Source organism: Hymenobacter lapidiphilus (assembly GCF_003417065.2).
In the GTDB taxonomy this organism is placed as follows: Bacteria; Bacteroidota; Bacteroidia; order Cytophagales; family Hymenobacteraceae; genus Hymenobacter.
On the sequence record NZ_QVLT01000001.1, the window covers coordinates 170,240 to 187,541 of the forward strand.

General features: G+C 61.5%; 16 protein-coding genes. 11 read left to right on the top strand and 5 right to left on the bottom strand.

The genetic code is table 11. From position 1 onward, the window contains the following. Nucleotides 1-16 precede the first annotated feature (16 nt). The 3 genes from D0N36_RS00870 to D0N36_RS00880 all read right to left on the bottom strand — a co-directional run bounded on the left by D0N36_RS00870 (nucleotide 17) and on the right by D0N36_RS00880 (nucleotide 4,734). Nucleotides 17-2,572, bottom strand: a complete 2,556-nt coding sequence (locus D0N36_RS00870) for a TonB-dependent receptor domain-containing protein (protein ID WP_116939167.1) — start codon at nucleotides 2,570-2,572, stop codon at nucleotides 17-19. A 107-nt stretch (nucleotides 2,573-2,679) separates the two neighbouring features. Next, complete coding sequence (locus D0N36_RS00875; protein WP_116939168.1) at nucleotides 2,680-3,492, bottom strand: ABC transporter permease; 813 nt, start codon at nucleotides 3,490-3,492, stop codon at nucleotides 2,680-2,682. Between the two features lie 69 nt (nucleotides 3,493-3,561). Beyond that, on the bottom strand, nucleotides 3,562-4,734 hold the full coding sequence (locus D0N36_RS00880) for an ABC transporter ATP-binding protein (protein ID WP_242478749.1): 1,173 nt from the start codon (nucleotides 4,732-4,734) through the stop codon (nucleotides 3,562-3,564). An 11-nt stretch (nucleotides 4,735-4,745) separates the two neighbouring features. Here D0N36_RS00880 and D0N36_RS00885 point away from each other — a divergent pair, with 11 nt between their 5' ends. Next, nucleotides 4,746-6,023 (top strand): sensor histidine kinase, encoded by a 1,278-nt coding sequence (locus tag D0N36_RS00885; RefSeq protein WP_116939169.1) that lies wholly within the window; start codon nucleotides 4,746-4,748, stop codon nucleotides 6,021-6,023. Nucleotides 6,024-6,192: 169 nt separating this feature from the next. Further along, nucleotides 6,193-6,936, top strand: coding sequence for a LytR/AlgR family response regulator transcription factor (locus D0N36_RS00890; RefSeq protein WP_116939170.1), 744 nt, complete (start codon nucleotides 6,193-6,195; stop codon nucleotides 6,934-6,936). 171 nt (nucleotides 6,937-7,107) lie between these two features. On the opposite strand, the gene wrbA is transcribed toward D0N36_RS00890, so the two are convergent. Then, nucleotides 7,108-7,719, bottom strand: a complete 612-nt coding sequence (gene wrbA / locus D0N36_RS00895) for an NAD(P)H:quinone oxidoreductase (RefSeq protein WP_116939171.1) — start codon at nucleotides 7,717-7,719, stop codon at nucleotides 7,108-7,110. 298 nt (nucleotides 7,720-8,017) lie between these two features. Here wrbA and D0N36_RS00900 point away from each other — a divergent pair, with 298 nt between their 5' ends. The 6 genes from D0N36_RS00900 to D0N36_RS00925 all read left to right on the top strand — a co-directional run bounded on the left by D0N36_RS00900 (nucleotide 8,018) and on the right by D0N36_RS00925 (nucleotide 13,677). Continuing rightward, complete coding sequence (locus tag D0N36_RS00900) at nucleotides 8,018-8,701, top strand: RNA polymerase sigma factor (RefSeq protein WP_116939172.1); 684 nt, start codon at nucleotides 8,018-8,020, stop codon at nucleotides 8,699-8,701. Then, complete coding sequence (locus D0N36_RS00905) at nucleotides 8,688-10,277, top strand: hypothetical protein (protein ID WP_116939173.1); 1,590 nt, start codon at nucleotides 8,688-8,690, stop codon at nucleotides 10,275-10,277. Before D0N36_RS00900 ends, D0N36_RS00905 begins: the two co-directional genes overlap by 14 nt. Before the next feature lie 180 nt (nucleotides 10,278-10,457). After that, nucleotides 10,458-10,826: a DUF6970 domain-containing protein gene (locus D0N36_RS00910; RefSeq protein WP_116939174.1), complete on the top strand. Its 369-nt coding sequence runs from the start codon at nucleotides 10,458-10,460 to the stop codon at nucleotides 10,824-10,826. A gap of 240 nt (nucleotides 10,827-11,066) precedes the next feature. Continuing rightward, a complete protein-coding gene (gene uvrB / locus D0N36_RS00915) occupies nucleotides 11,067-13,103 on the top strand; it encodes an excinuclease ABC subunit UvrB (protein ID WP_116939175.1) in 2,037 nt (678 codons plus the stop codon). Between the two features lie 24 nt (nucleotides 13,104-13,127). Next, complete coding sequence (locus D0N36_RS00920) at nucleotides 13,128-13,346, top strand: DUF433 domain-containing protein (protein WP_458692959.1); 219 nt, start codon at nucleotides 13,128-13,130, stop codon at nucleotides 13,344-13,346. A gap of 1 nt (nucleotide 13,347) precedes the next feature. Continuing rightward, nucleotides 13,348-13,677 (top strand): DUF5615 family PIN-like protein, encoded by a 330-nt coding sequence (locus D0N36_RS00925; RefSeq protein ID WP_242478751.1) that lies wholly within the window; start codon nucleotides 13,348-13,350, stop codon nucleotides 13,675-13,677. A 31-nt stretch (nucleotides 13,678-13,708) separates the two neighbouring features. On the opposite strand, the gene D0N36_RS00930 is transcribed toward D0N36_RS00925, so the two are convergent. Next, nucleotides 13,709-14,416 carry an HAD family hydrolase gene (locus D0N36_RS00930; protein ID WP_116939177.1) on the bottom strand — a complete coding sequence of 236 codons (708 nt, stop codon included), beginning with the start codon at nucleotides 14,414-14,416 and terminating at the stop codon, nucleotides 13,709-13,711. Nucleotides 14,417-14,464: 48 nt separating this feature from the next. Between D0N36_RS00930 and D0N36_RS00935 the strand changes: the two genes are divergently transcribed. The 3 genes from D0N36_RS00935 (at nucleotide 14,465) to D0N36_RS00945 (ending at nucleotide 17,302) form a co-directional block, all read left to right on the top strand. Next, nucleotides 14,465-15,106 carry a CatA-like O-acetyltransferase gene (locus tag D0N36_RS00935; RefSeq protein WP_116939178.1) on the top strand — a complete coding sequence of 214 codons (642 nt, stop codon included), beginning with the start codon at nucleotides 14,465-14,467 and terminating at the stop codon, nucleotides 15,104-15,106. 234 nt (nucleotides 15,107-15,340) lie between these two features. Further along, nucleotides 15,341-16,672: a site-specific integrase gene (locus tag D0N36_RS00940; RefSeq protein WP_116939219.1), complete on the top strand. Its 1,332-nt coding sequence runs from the start codon at nucleotides 15,341-15,343 to the stop codon at nucleotides 16,670-16,672. Nucleotides 16,673-16,786: 114 nt separating this feature from the next. Continuing rightward, nucleotides 16,787-17,302, top strand: a complete 516-nt coding sequence (locus tag D0N36_RS00945; RefSeq protein WP_116939179.1) for a GIY-YIG nuclease family protein — start codon at nucleotides 16,787-16,789, stop codon at nucleotides 17,300-17,302.

A 17,302-nucleotide genomic window follows, 5' to 3' on the forward strand; every position in this document is an offset into this window, starting at 1 on the left:
TTTTCTGCCCAATTCCCTATTGCTGGCCGCCTTGCTGGCCGTCGCCGCCGCTTTTAGTGTCGTCGTTCTGGATGCCGCGACGGCGCTTGGGGGGCTGGTTGGTTACTTTACCGAAGCGGTAGTTGAAGGCCAGCCGCACGCCGCGCAGGTAGAGGTAGTTGTTGCTTTCCTGGCGGAACTGGTCGGTTTCGAGGGTGCTGCGCAGGTTGCGGGTGGCCGAGAAGAAGTTGTCGGCGTTCAGCGTGAGGTCGGCTTTATCCTTGAGCAGGTTTTTGCGCAGGCCCATCGAGTAGTAGGTCCAGGCGGCCTGCTTGCCCTGCAACTGCACCCGCGGCGAGTTGAGGCCCCCAAAGAACTGCAGACTCAGTCCCTTCTCGAATTTGTAGCTCGAATTCAGGTTCAGGTTGTACTGCACGCCGCTGTTGTTGAAGCCCAGGCCGGGACTCTTGAGCGACACGTAGTACACGTTCACGTTGCCGCTCACGCTCCAGTCTTTCAGCGGTTTGATGGAGCCGAACACGCTGCCGCCGTAGGTGGCGTTGCGGCCGATGTTGCGGAACGTCTGGAGATTAACTCCGTTTTTCACCTCGCGGAAGCTTTCGATGGCGTTGCCCGTGCGGCGCACGTAGGCGCTCAGGTTCAGCACCGAGCCCTTCACAAACGTTGTGTAATTCAGCTCGTAGCTGTCGGTTAGCTCGGGCCGCAAATCGGGGTTACCGAAGCTCACGTTAAGCGTATCGGAGGTGTTGCGGAAGGGGTTGAGGTAGAAAATCTGGGGGCGCTGAATGCGGCGCGAGTAGGCCAGGCGCACCGATTCGCCGGGTTTTTTCTCGTTTTTGGGCTGGAAGTTCAGACTCAGGTTCGGCAGCAGGTTGGTGTAGTTCTGGCGCACCCCGGGCAGGTCGCCGGGCGCACCCTGCCTCTCTTGGAAGCTTCCCCGCACGCGGGTGTTTTCTACGCGGGTGCCCAGCTTAAAGCTCAGCTTGCTGGAAGCCGAGAAGCCGTAGCTGGCGTAGCCGGCCAGCACATCCTGGTCGTAGTCGAACTGGTTGGAGCGGGCCGGGTTGAAAGCCGGGTCGAGCACCGTGGGACTGGGGCTGTTGAGCACATCGTAAATGCTGCTCACGCGGCGCAGAATGGCTTTCGCCCCCGCTTCAACCGATGTGGTGGCCGAAAAGGGTTGGACGTAATCGGTTTGCAGGGTGGTTTCGAGGTTGCGCGACAGATTGTTGCCGGCCTCGCGGTAGTTCTTGGCCTCGTTGGCCGTGGTGTTGCCCGCAAACTGGTCGAGGCTGTAGTCCTGCTCGTTGCGGTTGCGGGTGTGCTGGCCCAACACGCTCCACTCGCGGCCCTTCTGCCCATCAAACGTGCGGGTGTAGCCCCCATTGATGTCGTAGCTCTGGGTCCGAAACTTGCGGTCGGTGTCGCGGATGAACTCGTTGGGGACCGGCAGCAGGGTGTTGTTGTACTGCTCGTAGTTACCGCTGTTGCGGAACAGGCTGCCCTGCACGTTCAGCAGCAGGTTATGAAACGGGGCCGGGTCGTAATCGAGCCCCAGCCGGCCGAAGCCGCCGCCGCCCACCGTGTTGCCGTCGCCCTGTTGGCGCACGGCCTGCAGCTCCCGGCCACCGTCTTTGCGCGTGCGGGTCAGGTCGTTGCGGTTGGGGCTGTAGAAAGCGAAACCGCTCAACGAGCTGTTGATGCCGATTTTGCCCTTGCGGTAGTTGAGCGAGCCGTTGGCGTTGGAGCTGCGGTTGCCGCCGGCCAGGCCCACCGAGCCGTTGAGGCCCTGCAGGTTGTTCTTCTTGAGGATGATGTTGATGATGCCCCCTGTGCCTTCGGCGTCGTACTTGGCCGAGGGCGTCGTAATCACCTCCACGCTCTTAATCTGGTCGGCCGGAATCTGCTTGAGCGCGTCGGCCACGCTGGTGGCCACAACCGAGGAAGGCTTGTTGTCGATGAGCACCCGGATATTGCTGGAGCCGCGCAGCTGCAGGCCGCCGTCGGGGTCCACGCTCAGCAGCGGCACCTTGCGCAGCACATCGGCCGCCGTGCCGCCGCTGTTGGTGATGTCCTTCTCGGCGTTGTACACGATGCGGTCAGGCTTGGTCTCGATGATGTCCCGCTCGCCGGTTACCGTCACCTCGCCCAGCTTCTGAGCCGTCGATTCCAGCCGCACCACGGGCACGGTCGTCAGGCCGCCGCTCACGGTTACCGGCACCGTCTGGGGCGCGTAGCCGATAAAGCTGATCTGCAGCCGGAATTGCCCCTCAGCCAGCCCCTTAAGCGAAAAACGCCCTTTCTCGTCGCACACCGCGCCATCAATGGGCGTGGCGCCGCTGGCCGGCAGCAGGGCCACCGTGGCAAACTCCACGGGCTTTTTGGTGGTGGCATCGAGCACGGTGCCTTCGAGGCGGGCCGTGCCTTTGGCGGTGGGCAGCAGCGGCCGGGCCGGGGCGGCGGCAGGCGCTGAACCGGCGGGCCGCTGGCCGGCGGGCGGGCCGGTCTGGGCCAGGGCCGGAACGGTAAGCAAGGTGGCCGCAAACAGGGCCAGAGGAGTAGCGTGTTTCATGGGAAGTGGCAGAGAATCGCCAATAGAAGAAGAAAAAGAAGCAAGGTTGCAGAAGGCCCGATTGCGCCGCAGAATGCCACAAGTGGGCCGCCGTAGCCGCCCAGACCTTAGTCCGTGACCGGGCGGCGTAGCAGCAGCAGGTAGCCCACCAGCACCGCCAGCGCAAACCAGCCCAGCGAGTACCACTCGGCCGGCGAAAGCGCGGCGGCTACGCTCAGTTGCTTGTTACCTTCGAGCAGGCGCAGTACCCGGGTGGGGGCAGCATAGGGCACCAGGTCGATGTGCTCCCAGCGCAGCAGCGTCAGGGCCGACACGATGCTGCCGATGCCCACCGTCAGCGGCCCCACGAAGCCCCGGAACGCCAGCGCCACCGCGTACTGAATGCCCAGAATACCGAGCGTCGCCACGTAGGTGTGGCCCAGCATCCGCAGTACCGGCAGCAGACTAATACTGTGGTTTTGGAAACCCAGTTCAGGCCGCAGCCACCCCAGCAGCACCCCTACGGCCAGCAGCAGCAGCACGTACAGCACCTGGGCCAGCGCGTTCAATCCCAGTAGCAGCAGCAGCTTGCTGCCGAACACGGCCCCGCGGCTCACGGGTTGGGCCAGCAGCTGCCGCCAGCCGCCGCGATTTTCCAGGTTTACCACCAGCCCGCTCAGCAGCACCACGAACAGGGGCAGCAGCAGCACCGAAGCCGTCTGCCAGCTCATGCCCACATACTGCGGCCAGGGGTTTTGGCCAGGCTTGATAAGGTGCTGCCCTTTGAAGTAAAAAATCAGAAAGTTGAGCAGCACCGGCAGCGCCCCGCCGCCCAGCGCCAGCCACAGCACGGCCGTACGGCGCAGTTTCAGCGTGTCGGCAACCAGAACGCGACCAAGCTGGGTAAACGGGCCGGGGGCAACGGGCAGGGTGAATTCCATGAGTGAATCGGTGAATGAGTGAAGTGGTAAGTTGACAGACAAAAGCAGACAGTCATGCTGAGCGCTACTTTACTCGCTCACCGCTTCCGTGAGGTGCAGAAAAGTGTCTTCCAGGGTCGGTTGCTCCTGGCGCAACCCGTAGAGCGGCTGACCGGCTGCCACCAATCCGGCGGCCAGCTCGGCGGCTTGCTCGCGGCTCAGCCAAGGCAGTTGCAGGGTGCCGGGACCGGCCACTGTGGCCCCGCCCAACAGGTTCGGTAGCAGGTTGCGGCAGGTATCGGCGTTTTCGGTTTCGAGCACCAGCTGGGCGCGGCCGGTTTGCAGGCGCTGCAAGTCGGGCAGGCTGCCCTGAAACACCAGCCGCCCCCGCTGAATCACGCCCACGTGGGTGACCGTTTTCTCGATTTCGCTAATGAGGTGGCTGCTGACGAGGATGGTTTTACCGTGCTCGTGGCCCAGGCTCCGTAGCAGCGCGCGCATTTCGATGATGCCGGTGGGGTCGAGGCCGTTGGTGGGCTCGTCGAGTAGTAGCAGGTCGGGGTCGGGCAGCAGGGCCAGGGCTAGGCCGAGGCGCTGGCGCATGCCGAGCGAGTATTCACGGGCAGGCCGATGGGCATCGGCCGCCAGGCCTACCAGGGCCAGCACTTCGGCCGTGCGGTGGGCCGACACGCCCCGCAGGCGGCGGGTGGCCTCCACGTTTTCGCGGCCCGTGAGGTGGTCGTAGAGCGAGGGGCTTTCGATGAGCGCGCCTACCCGGCCCAGCAGCGCCACCCGGTGCCGGGCCAAATCGTACCCAAACAGCCGCACGGTGCCGGCGGCGGGCCGCAGCAACCCCAGCAGCAGGCGCATGGTGGTGCTTTTGCCCGCCCCGTTCGGCCCCAGAAACCCGTAGATGCTGCCCGGCTCCACCCGCAGGTTCAGCTCGTGCACAATGGGACGGGCGCCGAAGCTAAAGCTCAAGTCGTGGGTTTCGAGTAGCGGGGCGGTGGTGGCGGAACTCATGGCGGTGGGCTGAACGGGGCGAAACGGGAAGAACTGCTGCAAACCTAGCAGCAGCACTATATCTTTCCCCGACAATTCAACCAACACGGCTTTTCGGCCCCGCAACCCATTTTCCTTCTCCTCAACCCCCGAAAAATACCACTTACCCCGGCCGGCCGGGTTGGTGCGCCGGCCCGGGGCGTTGAGGGAGCCGCTGGCGGGGTTGATTGAAGAAGGCCGCCCAGCGGCCCGTCGTTGCACTATTTTCGAGGATGGAAGTTCTGCCACCACCTGCTCCTGCCGCTCCCGCCCCACTCCGGCCACCGCTGTGGCGAAGCTGGCAGGCGCGGTTGCGCGAGTGGCTGCGGCCCACCGAGTGGTCGGCCCACGACCCGGAGGCCACCCGGGTGCCGCGTTGGGTGCATATTCTGCTGTGGCTGTGGCTGCTGACGATTGACGGGCTGAAAATCAGCAACATTGTCTCAAAGCTGCCCCAGTTCCCGCTTACGGCGGCCGAGTGGGGCCCTTTGCTGCCGCAGCTGGGCCGACTGCTACTCGAAGACGTGAGCGCCGCCATGTTGTTTTACCTGACCTGGCGCTGGCTGGTGCCCTCCACGCTGGGCCGCGGCCGGGTGGTACAATACATACCGATGGCCGCCTTGCTGCTGCTGCCTTACCTGGGCCTGAATGGCTGGCTAATGCCCCAGCTGTTTCCATCCGGAGTGCATGTATCAACCCAGAAAGTGCCCCCGACACCCAGCCGCCAGGGCAAGTCAACCACGATAAGAATCGACGTCGCGAAGCTTAAGAAACCCTCTCCGCCGGATATGGCTATGCGGTTGTTTGCGGCGGCTATTCTGGGCGCGTTCATTGTCGGCAGTGCCTCCGCCATGCGCATCACCGACGACTACCTGCGCGGGCAGCGCAACCGCCGCGAGCTGGAACGGCAGCAGCTGCTCACGGAGCTGGCCATGCTTAAAACCCAGATCAATCCGCACTTCCTGTTTAACACGCTCAACAACATTTACTCGCTCACGAGCCGCAAGTCGGATAAGGCGCCAGAGGCGGTGCTGCGGCTGGCCGAGATTATGCGCTACCTGCTCTACGAAAGCAGCACCGACACCGTGCCGCTGAGCCGCGAGCTGGCCCACCTGCGCAGCTTTCTGGATTTGCAGCGGCTGCGGCTGCCGGCCTCGGCCCAGGAGGCGGTAGTGCTGGAAGTAGCAGGCACCAACCCCGACTGCGTACACCCCATTGCGCCGCTTCTGCTGCTGCCGCTGGTCGAAAACGCCTTCAAGCACGGCGACCTGACGGCCCGCCCCGTGGCCGTGCACATTGCCCTGCACCTGGCCGCCGATGGCCTGCTGCGCTTCTCGGTACTCAACCATGTGGCGCCCGCCGATGCCGAGCGCCCCCTGCCCCAGCAGCCCGGCGGCGTGGGCCTGGCCAACCTGCAGCGCCGCCTGGAACTGCTCTACCCTCACCGCCACACCCTCGATGTGCAGACTACTCCGGAGCAGCACCGCGTTACCTTAGTGCTGCTGCCGTAGAGACGACGCCCTGACTGGCGGCAGTAGAGAATAGGTCATGCTGAGCTTGCCGAAGCATCTCTACCGCACTGACAATCCTGACGTTTAGGTTTACTATTGCGGTAGAGATGCTTCGGCAAGCTCAGCATGACCCGTTCTTTTGCTTACCAAGTCATTCCCCAACTCACCCATGACCTGCGTAATTCTTGATGATGAGCCGCTGGCCCTCGACCTGCTGGCTGACTACTGCGCCCAGGTACCAGGGCTGGAGCTGGTGGGGCAATTTGATGATGCGCTGGCGGCGCTGGCTTTCCTGCAGGACAACCCCGTGGATGTGGTGTTTCTCGACATTCATATGCCCCGGCTGACGGGCGTTCAGCTGGCCCAGCTGCTGCCCCAGCCCGGCCCGCGCATTGTGTTTACTACCGCCTACGACCAGTACGCAGTACGCAGCTACGAGCTCAGCGCGGCCGATTACCTGCTCAAGCCCATTGCCTTCGAGCGGTTTGTGCAGGCGGTGCAGCGGGTACGCCAGCAGCTGATGGCAGCCGCGCCCGCCGCCACGCCGCCTGCCCCAGCCGCACCCGAATCGGCCCCTGCCGCCGCTGCCCCCGACGACGCTATGTTCGTCAAGAACGAGCATCGGCTACAGCGCGTGGCCTTCGACGATTTGCTCTACATCGAAGGCATGAAGGAGTACCTGATGCTCTATACCACTACGGGCAAGGTACTCACGCTGCAGTCGTTTCGGCGGCTGGAGGAAGTGCTGCCCCCCGAGCGGTTTGCCCGCATCCACAAGTCGTTTCTGGTGGCCCTAAGCCGCATCGAGCACGTGGAGCGCGGCAAAGTGCAGGTGGCGGGCCGCCTGCTGCCCATCGGCGACACCTACCGCGAATCCTTCAACGCCCTGATTAAGGCCTATAATCAGCTTTGATTTAGTGCTTGGTTGATAGGGCGTAGTGCTTAGGCAGACAGCCGTATTCTGACGAAAGAAGGGCCCTGTCATACCAGAACGAGTCGTTGTTACGATTTTCGTCCAGGCGCGACAAGGCCCTTCGTCAGGTCCAGGGCGTATGCCTACGCACTACGCACTACGCCCTACCAACTACGCACTAAGCTTCTTGGCTATTTCGGAAGAGTGACGGCCCTGGAAACGAGCCCCTTCCAGCTCGTTGGCGCTGGGTTGCCGCTCGCCCTGGCCGCCGGCCACGGTGCTGGCCCCGTAGGGCGTGCCGCCCGTTACTTCGTGGAGGCCCATCTGGCCCTGCCAAGCGTAGGGCAGGCCTACTACCACCATGCCAAGGTGTAGCAATTCGGTATGCAACGCGCGCAGCGTGGTTTCCTGGCCGCCGTGCTGCGTGGCGGTGCTCACGAAACCCCCTCCTACTTTACCCACCAGCTTGCCAGCAGCCCACAGTGCCCCGGTCCCGTCCAGGAAGGCCTGTATCTGCCCGCAGACGTTGCCGTAACGGGTAGGCGTACCAATAATGATGGCATCGTACTCTTCCAGCTCCGAAGGCTTGGCTACCGGAATATGGTCGAACGCCTTCTGCGCTTCAGTAGCCCCTGTTTTGTCAAGTACTTCGCGCGGCAGCGTTTCGGGCACCCGCTTGATAACGACCTTATTTCCCTCAACCTCCCGTGCACCTTCGGCCACAGCCTCGGCCAGCTTGTACACGTGGCCATAAGTCGAATAAAACAGAATCAGTGTTTTCATGGGTGGTATGATATTGAGGGTGTAAAAGTGAAGAACTGCGCCGGCAGCCCACTGTATAGCCGTTGAGTTAAAAAAGGTTGCAGTGCTTCTGCGGCCGGTTGAACTACATGAAGACGAAAGACTTATCTTGTAGGTTCGGAAATAGCCAGGTGGCCATGCAACCTCCGCCGGTCTGTTCGTCCTCTTATGGGCACTTAGCCGGCCACTAGCCGGAATCCGTTCCGCCCCTATTATCTTAACTGCGTATGCAGCACGCTTTCTACTCCGGAACCGGCCTCCGCATTGGCCGGCAAGCTCAATGAGTGCCCTGTCGGCGGCCCTGAGTGGGGTTGGCAGCCTCCGGAGCCTGCTGCCGGGTGCCCACGTGGCCACCGGGTCGGCGGCGGCTACGGCCCCCACGGCCACCCGCACGCTCACGCCCCCCGCGCAGCTTTCCGATGGCGAGCTGCTCGACGGCTGTCTGGCTGGCAGCCGGCTCATGCAGAAATACCTGTACGAGCGGTTTGCGGGCCGTATGATGGCCGTGTGCCTGCGCTATGCCCAAACCACCTTCGAGGCGGAGGATGTGCTGCAGGAAGGCTTCATAACCGTATTTAAGAACTTGGCCAGCTTCCGCCGCGAGTGCCCGCTGGAGTTCTGGATTCGTCGTATTATGGTGAATGCGGCCCTGCGCCAGCACCGCCGCAACGCCCCGCTGGTGGCAGTCAGCGACGGGGGCGAATACCCCCAGGACCTGGCCGGCGAGGAGTTCACGCTTTCCAACTACAACTTCGAAGAGCTGCTCGGGCTGGTCCAGGACTTAGCCCCGCGCTACCAGATGGTGTTCAACCTGTTTGCCATTGAAGGCTACGGGCACAAGGAAATCGGGGAGATGCTGGGCATTTCCGAGGGCACCAGCAAGTCGCAGTACTCGCGGGCCCGTGCCATTCTGAAAAACAAAATAGAGCGCCTCGACGCGCAACGTCCTCATGGCTTCCGCTAAACCCCCGTTTGACAACCACCAGCCCGAGCGCCCTACCGGCGACTTGGAGCACCTTTTCCGGCAGAAGCTGGCCGAGGCTGAGGTGCGCCCGCGGGCCAATTTCTGGGACCAGCTCGACCACGAGCTGGTAACCCAGCAGCATACCGACATGCTCCGCCAGAACGCCATGTACCGCCAGCGGGCCGCCGTGTACCGCTGGGCCGCCGCCGCCTGCCTGGTGTTGGCGCTGGGCGTGGCCAGCTGGGCCTACCTGGCCCAGTCGGGCCGGGCCGACAGCCCCGTACTGGCCACCATCACCACCGGGCCTGCCGCCTCTTCGCAGGGCTTGGCCCTGCCCGAAACCGGCATTGGAGCTGGCATTGGAGCCGGCCGCTACGACCATCCGGCCGGACTGGCGGCAACACTGTCGGCCGATGAGGCCGCCACGCAGTCAGTTGGCGCATATGGGCCCGACCGCGCCCTGCGTACCACGGGTCAGCCCGCTACCAACTACGAGTTGGCAACGACTTTTGCCGGAACCAAGGAGGCCTTCCGGGGCGCTTACGCCACTAATGGCTTGCCAACGCTGCCGGGCCTGCGCCAGAGCGTGGCCGCCGCCTGGGACCACCCAAGCAACCTGGCGGTATCGTTTGACGACCTGAACCTGCGCGATGCGCTGGGCCTGGGCCGCCCGGGCCAGCGCCGGCTGCTACTGCTGCTACCAGATGAAGTTACGGCAGCAGCGGTGGTAAGAACCGACTTTACGCCTGAACCCGCGCCGAAAGCCCCCGGTAAGCTCTGGAAGCGCCTGCGCGTGGGTGGAGGTTATGCCCTGAGCGTGTTCAACCCCAATATCAACTTCTCGCGGGCCGATGGCCGCACCCAGACTGACCCCGTAACCAGCGCCCTGCGCAGCTACTACCAGGAGGATGCCGAGCGCGAGTACCGTCGCAACCTGCGCTCGGGCCCCAGCCAGCGCGTAGCCCTCACGGCCTCCTACCAGCTCAGCCCTCGCTGGACGGTAACGACCGGAGCCGAATGGGCCGAAAGCCGGGCTTCTTCAGCTACTTCGTTTGGCTTCCTGGATGGCAAGCAGGTGGGCAGCGAGGCACCCGATATTTTCGCCCAGCAGACCTACCGAAACTCCAGTGCCGGTTTTACTACCAGCAGCGCAGGCCCTCCGGCCCGGCCTACCTCGTACCGCTACCGCACCGCAGCCGTACCCGTGAGCCTTAGCTACGGTTCCAGCAAAACGGGCCTTTCGCTCTATGCAAAAGCCGGCGCTGTGGTTAGCCTGCTGCTCAACAGTCGCTCGGAGCTGGAGGGCTCACCCGATGCCACCCGCAGCTACGACATCCGCTCGTCGGAGTCGCCCTATCGGACGCTGTTTGCCTCGGGCCGCCTCGGCGGTGGCGTGCGCTTCCAGCCCGCGCTTTCGACCTGGAACGTAACGGTGGGCCCCAGCGCTGAGGTGTTTATCACTCCGCTCAACGCTAACCCCAGCCAAAGCGCCGTTCATCAAACTCGCCCCTACAGCGTGGGGGTAGAAGCCACGGTAGAGTTCGGCAGCACCAAGGTGATGTCGGTAGTGCAGTAAATTTTCGAGTGGCAAGGAATTGGATAGGAGATAGGCGGATAGAACATTAGGCAGAATCAAGAATCAAGGGTAGCTTCGTAGGCAGGCCGCTATTACCTGCCTGCCGCACAGGGTTCTTCGCGCCACCTACCATTCTGTCGGCCGGCCGGCCGCCACCTGCCACTCAGCACAAAATCCACCATGAACCGTTTTACCCTCCTGCTGACGACATTTGGTCTGGCCCTGAGTGTGGCGGGCTGCTCGGTTACGTCCGACGATGTGTCGCCTACGCTCAACTGCGGGGGAAATTTTTCGCTGACGCTCATCGAGCAACTCAAGCAGAAGCCCAAGCAAACACCGGCCGCCGAAGTAACCCAATACACCTACCAGGGCCGCACGGTGTTCCTGGTAACCGGCGGCAGCCCGGCTGCCTACGCCTATCTGTTCGATAACTGCGGCAACGTGGTGTGTGCCGCCGCCGGTGGCCCCACCGGCCAGGGCGACGGCGCCTGCTCCGATTTTGCCACCACCGCCACCGCCCCCACCCTTATCTGGCGCGACCCGCGGTAGCGTTCAGTGCCACGTTGCTAGTGCCCAGCGCTTAGGCTATTCCTGGGTTTGATTGGACCTCCAGACGCTAAGCGCCAGTCAAAAGCCCGCTTCTACTTGCAGAAGCGGGCTTTTGGCATCCGGGACGGCTCTGCGTTTCCTCCGTGCACCTCCGCAGGAAAGCTACCAGAAGCTATTAGCCCAACCGCACGAACCAACGGCCCCGGAAAGCGGTTATCACAGGCTGCCTAACTTGCCTGCATGAACTACCAGCTTACCTCGGAATTCCAGCCCACCGGCGACCAGCCCAAGGCCATCAAACAGCTCGTAGAAGGAATTAACAACGGCGAGCCGGCCCAGGTGCTGCTCGGGGCCACCGGCACAGGCAAAACCTTTACCATGGCCAACGTGATTGCCGAAACCGGCAAGCCCGCGCTGGTACTCTGCCACAACAAAACCCTGGCCGCCCAGCTCTACGGCGAGTTCAAGCAGTTCTTCCCCAACAACGCTGTCGAGTACTACATCAGCTACTACGACTACTACCAGCCCGAGGCCTACATTGCCTCCTCCGATGTGTTTATCGAGAAGGACTTGGCCATCAACCAGGAAATCGAGAAGCTGCGCCTGCACACTACCTCCACGCTACTCTCGGGCCGGCGCGACGTGATTGTGATTGCCTCGGTGTCGTGCATCTACGGCATTGGCAACCCTGAGGAGTTCAGCAAAAACGTGATTTACATGGCCCCCGGCCTGCGGTACTCGCGCAATAACTTGCTCTACCAGTTCGTGCAGATTCTGTATTCGCGCACCGAGGTGGAGTTTACCCGCGGCACTTTTCGGGTGAAGGGCGACACCGTGGACGTGTACCCGGCCTACGCTGACCATGCCTACCGGCTGTTTTTCTTCGGCGACGAAATTGAGGCCATCCACCGCATCGACCCGACCAGCGGCAAGAAGCTGGCCGACGAGAAATCGGTGACCCTGTATCCGGCCCAGCTGTTCGTGACCGGCAAGGATACGCTCAACCAGGCTATCAAAGAAATCCAGGATGACCTCGTGCAGCAGCACGCCTACTTCGAGAAGGAAGGCCGCGACTCGGAGGCCAAGCGCATTATGGAGCGCACCGAGTTCGATTTGGAGATGATTCGGGAGCTGGGCTACTGCTCGGGCATCGAGAACTACTCGCGCTACTTCGATGGCCGCCAGCCCGGCACCCGCCCGTTCTGCCTGCTCGACTACTTCCCCGACGACTACCTGCTGGTGGTGGACGAAAGCCACGCCACGATGCCGCAAATCCGGGCTATGTGGGGTGGCGACCGGAGCCGCAAAACCGCGCTGATTGAGTACGGCTTCCGCCTGCCTTCGGCCTTCGATAACCGCCCGCTCACGTTCAACGAGTTCGAAAGCATGTACCGCCAGGCCGTGTTCGTGAGTGCTACGCCCGCCGACTACGAACTGACGCAGGCCAACGGCGTGGTGGTAGAGCAGGTCATTCGGCCCACCGGTCTGCTCGACCCAGTAATTGACCTGCGCCCCAGCACCAACCAGATTGACGATTTGCTGGATGAGGTGGATAACCGCGTGAAAATGGGCGACCGGGTGCTGGTGACCACGCTCACCAAGCGCATGGCCGAGGAGCTGCAGAAGTACATGGAGCGCCTGGGCATTAAGTCCAGCTATGTGCACTCCGACGTGAAAACGCTCGACCGGGTGGAAATTCTGCGGCAGCTGCGGCTGGGCGAAATCGACGTGCTCATCGGCGTAAACCTGCTCCGCGAGGGCCTCGACCTGCCCGAAGTAAGCCTCGTGGCCATTCTGGACGCCGACAAGGAAGGCTTCCTGCGGGACCAGCGCAGCCTGATTCAGACGATGGGTCGCGCCGCCCGAAACGACCGGGGCAAGGTGATTATGTACGCCGACCGCATGACGGGTTCGATGCAGCGCGCCATCGACGAAACCAACCGCCGCCGCGACACCCAGATTGCCTACAACCTGGAGCACGGCATCACGCCCCGCACGGTGCGCAAGAGCCACGCCGAAATTCTGGGCCAGACTTCCCTTTCAGACTACCGCATTCAGGACAACACAGTGTACGCCGGCGCCGATGCCGATGTAACGCTGGCCATTGCCGCCGAGCCGGTCATCTCCACCATGAACCGGGTGGACCTGGAGAAGCTCATCAAGCAAACCGAGAAGAAGATGGAGGCGGCCGCCAAAGACCTCGACTTCCTCACTGCCGCCAAGCTCCGTGACGAGTTGGCCGCGCTGAAACAGGTGCTGAAAACGAAGCGGGAGTAATTCGTATCTTCAATTATGGAATCTATGCACCCGCTTGTTCAGTTCAACCCCGCCATCCGGTTCGGTAAGCCGTGCATTATAGGCACCCGCATTGCCGTGCAGGACATTTTATCCTGGCTCGGCTCGGGCATGAGCTTTGAGGAAATCGAGGAAGACTTCCCGGAGTTGACGCAGGTGCATATCAGGGCGGCGCTGGCTTTCGCGGCCAATATTGAACGGCGCACCCGGCAAGTAGCGGCATGAAGTGGCTGCTCGATGCCAACTTATCCTACCGGTTGGTCCGGCAATTGGCAGGTGCGCGGCGGAGATACTACATGTTAGCCGGTCTGGACTCGCAGCCCCCGCATCCGACGAAGAAATATGGGAGTGGGCGAGGGTTAACGGAGCGCTTATCATCACCAATGACGAAGACTTTTATCGGCTGGCGGCTATCTACCCCTTCCCGCCGAAAGTAGTGCTCCTGCGAACTGGAAACCAATCCACTGCCTTCATTACAGAGCTATTGCTTCGCCATGTGGATGAAATTATAGCGCTGGATGCAGCTGATGAAATAGGGATCTTAGAGCTGTATTGAGCCCGCCTGCTCATTCGACCCTGTGCTGACATTAGCTTCCTAGCCCCCGCAGCCATGCCGGTACCTCGGCCACCGACTGCATCTCACGGAACGAAGCCCCAGCCTGCTCGGCTTCCGACACGCGCTCCAGCACCCAGGTGGTGTGGTAGGGCACGTAGGCCGCGTGGCCGCCCAAGCGGGCCACCGGCAGCACGTCGGACTTGAGCGAATTGCCCACCATCACGAACTCCTCGGGCCGCAAGTTGTGGCGGTCGAGGATGCGCTGGTAGGCACTTTCGTTCTTCTCGCTTACAATTTCGACATGGTCGAACAGGTCGCCGAGGCCGGAGCGGGCCAGCTTGCTTTCCTGGTCGAACAAGTCGCCCTTAGTGAGCAGCATCAGCGGCAGGCCCTGGGCTTTGATGGCGGCCAGCGTGTCGGCCACATCGGGCAGCAGCTCGATGGGGTAGTCCAGCAGGCGCTTGCCCAGGTCGAGGATGTGTTGGATTTCCTGGCCCGTAATCTGCCCGTCGGTGAGCTGGAGCACGGTTTCAATCATCGAGAGCATGAAGGGCTTGGCCCCGTAGCCGAACAGCGGCAGGTTCTGGCGCTGCACCGCAAAAAACTGGTCGGTGAACTGTTGCGGCGTGCCGTAGTGGCCCAGCAGCTCGTGGAGGCGGGCTTCGGCGGCGTCGAAGTGGGGCTGGTTGGGCCAGAGCGTGTCGTCGGCGTCAAAAGCAATAAGGCGGGGAGCGGGCATGGGCGAAGTTAGCGGCAAAGAGAGGCGCGAAGTTACCTTTGCGCCTCTATGAAACACCGCATCGAGCAGGCTGGTTGGAACCGGCAGGAGCATTTTGCCTTTTTCTCGCAATTTGAGGAGCCCTTTTTCGGCCTTGTAGCCGACGTAGATGCTACCCGCGCCTACCTCCGCGCCCGCGAGCTGGGCGTATCGTTCTTCCAACTCTACCTGCACGCCACGCTGGCGGCGGTGCAAACCGTGGAGAACCTGCGCTACCGCATCAGCCCCGACGGTCAGGTCGATTGTTACGACCAGATCAACGTGTCGGCCATCCTCACGCGCCCCGACCACACCTTCGCTTTCAGCTTTATCCCCTTCAGCTCCGATTTGCACAACTTTGGCCAGGGCCTAGCCGCCGAAACCGAAGCCGTACGCCACAGCAGCGGCCTGCGCCTGAGCCCCGAAACGGGCCGGGCCGACGTTATCCACTTCTCGGCTCTGCCCTGGCTCTCGTTCACTGGCCTCACCCACGCCCGCAGTTTCGCCCGCCCCGCCGACAGCATCCCCAAAATATCGGTCGGCCGCCTGCGCCCCGAGGGCCCACGGCAGCTGCTGCCCGTGTCCGTCAACGTTCACCACGGCCTGGCCGACGGCTACCACGTAGGCCTGTTTCTGACGGAGTTGCAGCGGCAGCTGGATGGGGAGGCGTAGCTTGTAGGCACCAAGGTGGGGCCCAAAAACAAGTCAGCCACCCAGATTTGCATCTAAGTGGCTGACTATGAATGAGCGAGAAACGAGGTTCGAACTCGCGACCCTCAGCTTGGGAAGCAGAATTCGGGATGGATGCATCCAATCCAAACTGCGTTTCTGCTCACTGGGTGCACTTTCATGGGCTGGCCCTTTTCGGATGAGCCCCACCTTCTTCGCGTTTGTATGCACCACTGTATGCACCGCAAATCACGTTCTCAGACCACAAGCCGAACCACCGAACACAAAGAGGGCAAAGCCACGGTGAGCGTCTTCTACAAGACCGGAAAAACACTCGCTGATGGCTCTCACCCCTTCCAGATTCGCATCACCAAGGACCGCAAGCAGATCTACCGATCAACTGGTCTTTCACTTCATCCCAAGTACTGGAATTCAGAAAAACAGAAGGTGCGCCGGAGCTACCCGCTGGATCTACACGAGAAGCTGCTGGTTGATCTGCAGAAGTGGCAAGACAAGTACAGTCTGGCCGCAGATTCCCTCTCTGGTGCGGACGAAGTACACGATGCGTCCGCTGTGCTGGCTGAAGCCAACAGGGAACGACAGGCGCTACGGCGTGTGAAATTGTTGGCATTCACGGACGAGCTGATGTCTGGCATGGAAGCAGCCGGCCAGATCGGCAATGCGGGCACCTACAAGGATCTGCGAAATCAACTGACAAAGTTCGTCTTGCAGGAGTACGGCACTTCGGATGTGCCCTTTGATCGGGTCACGGTCAGGTTCTGTACTAAATGGGAAAATGTCTTGCGCTCTACTGGCATGAAGGAAACGACCCTTTCATTTCGATTTCGAACACTACGAGCAGTGCTCAACAAGGCCATCGCCGGGGGTTTCATGAAGCCGGACACCTACCCATTTGCCCGCAATGCAGCCGAAATCCACAAGTTCAGCATTGGCAAGTTCGACGTGTCCACCACCAAGCGGGCCATTAGTCGAGAGGCCATTCGGCGGCTGGAATCTTTCGTACCCCAGACAGAGCGGCAACGTCTGGCCAAGGACGTGTTTCTGTTCTCCTTCTACTGTGGAGGGATCAACTTTGTCGACCTTGCCCAACTTCGGTGGCGTAGTCTTCAGGTCGGAGAAGATGGGAGCCAGCGGCTCCGCTACGAGCGCCAGAAGACGGGCGGGAAGTTCTCAATCAAGCTCTTGGCTCCGGTTGAGGCCATCGTGAATTGCTACCGGCCTACAACCTACCGCAACCCAGAAAGCTACCTCTTCCCGATTCTCGATGCCGATTTCCACCAGAAGCCCACGCAGATCAGGAACCGCCTGCACAAAATTCTGGGTCAGGTGAACCATGATCTGAAGGAATTGGGTCCTCAGGTGGGCATCGACATCCCGTTGACTACCTATGTGGCCCGACACTCATTCGCCACCAGCTTGAAGATGGGAGGAGTAACCACCGGCATGATCAGCGAGGCCATGGGACACAAATCAGAGGCTGTGACAGCCGTGTATCTGGGGTCTTTTGATTCGGATACGATGGACGCTGTTTTCGACCAGCTCCTCTAGATTTTCTGAGAAAGCTGCTGTGCTACCACATAGCTACGGCAGCTTTCTGCAGAATCTGCTTTGGTGGAGTGACTTGAGGCGAGTAGATTGGAGCTTTCCACCTGTCTACTCAGAATGCACATCGACAACTGCAGTCATTCGTTCGCCGAGTTGGCCGCTACAATTCTGCCTAGTTACATGGGCAAACTGCACATTGCAATCCAGCAGCCTTGGTCGACTTCCATCTTCTCACAGCCGGGGCAGGGAGTAACGCGCGTTGCCAAGACGCTCGGGCGCACTGCTGACTTTAGCGGGTGCTACGTGTTGCTCGACAAGGGCAAGCCCATCTACGTGGGCATTTCCCGTAGAGTGATTGTTCGGCTACGGCAACACCTCATGGGAAAGGACCATTTTGCCGCCAGCTTGGCCTACTCCATGGCCAAAAAGCACCATGGATCGAAGCTGGGTACGCGAAAGACTGCAATGCTGGATTACGCTTTCGGTGACCATTTCCATCTTGCACAAGCTTATCTTCGCAGCCTTTCTGTCGCTACGGTGGAAATTGACAACCCACTAGAGTTGTACGTCTTCGAGGCGTATGCCGCCATGGAGCTGGAGACGGCCGAATGGAACACTTTTCGCACACATTGA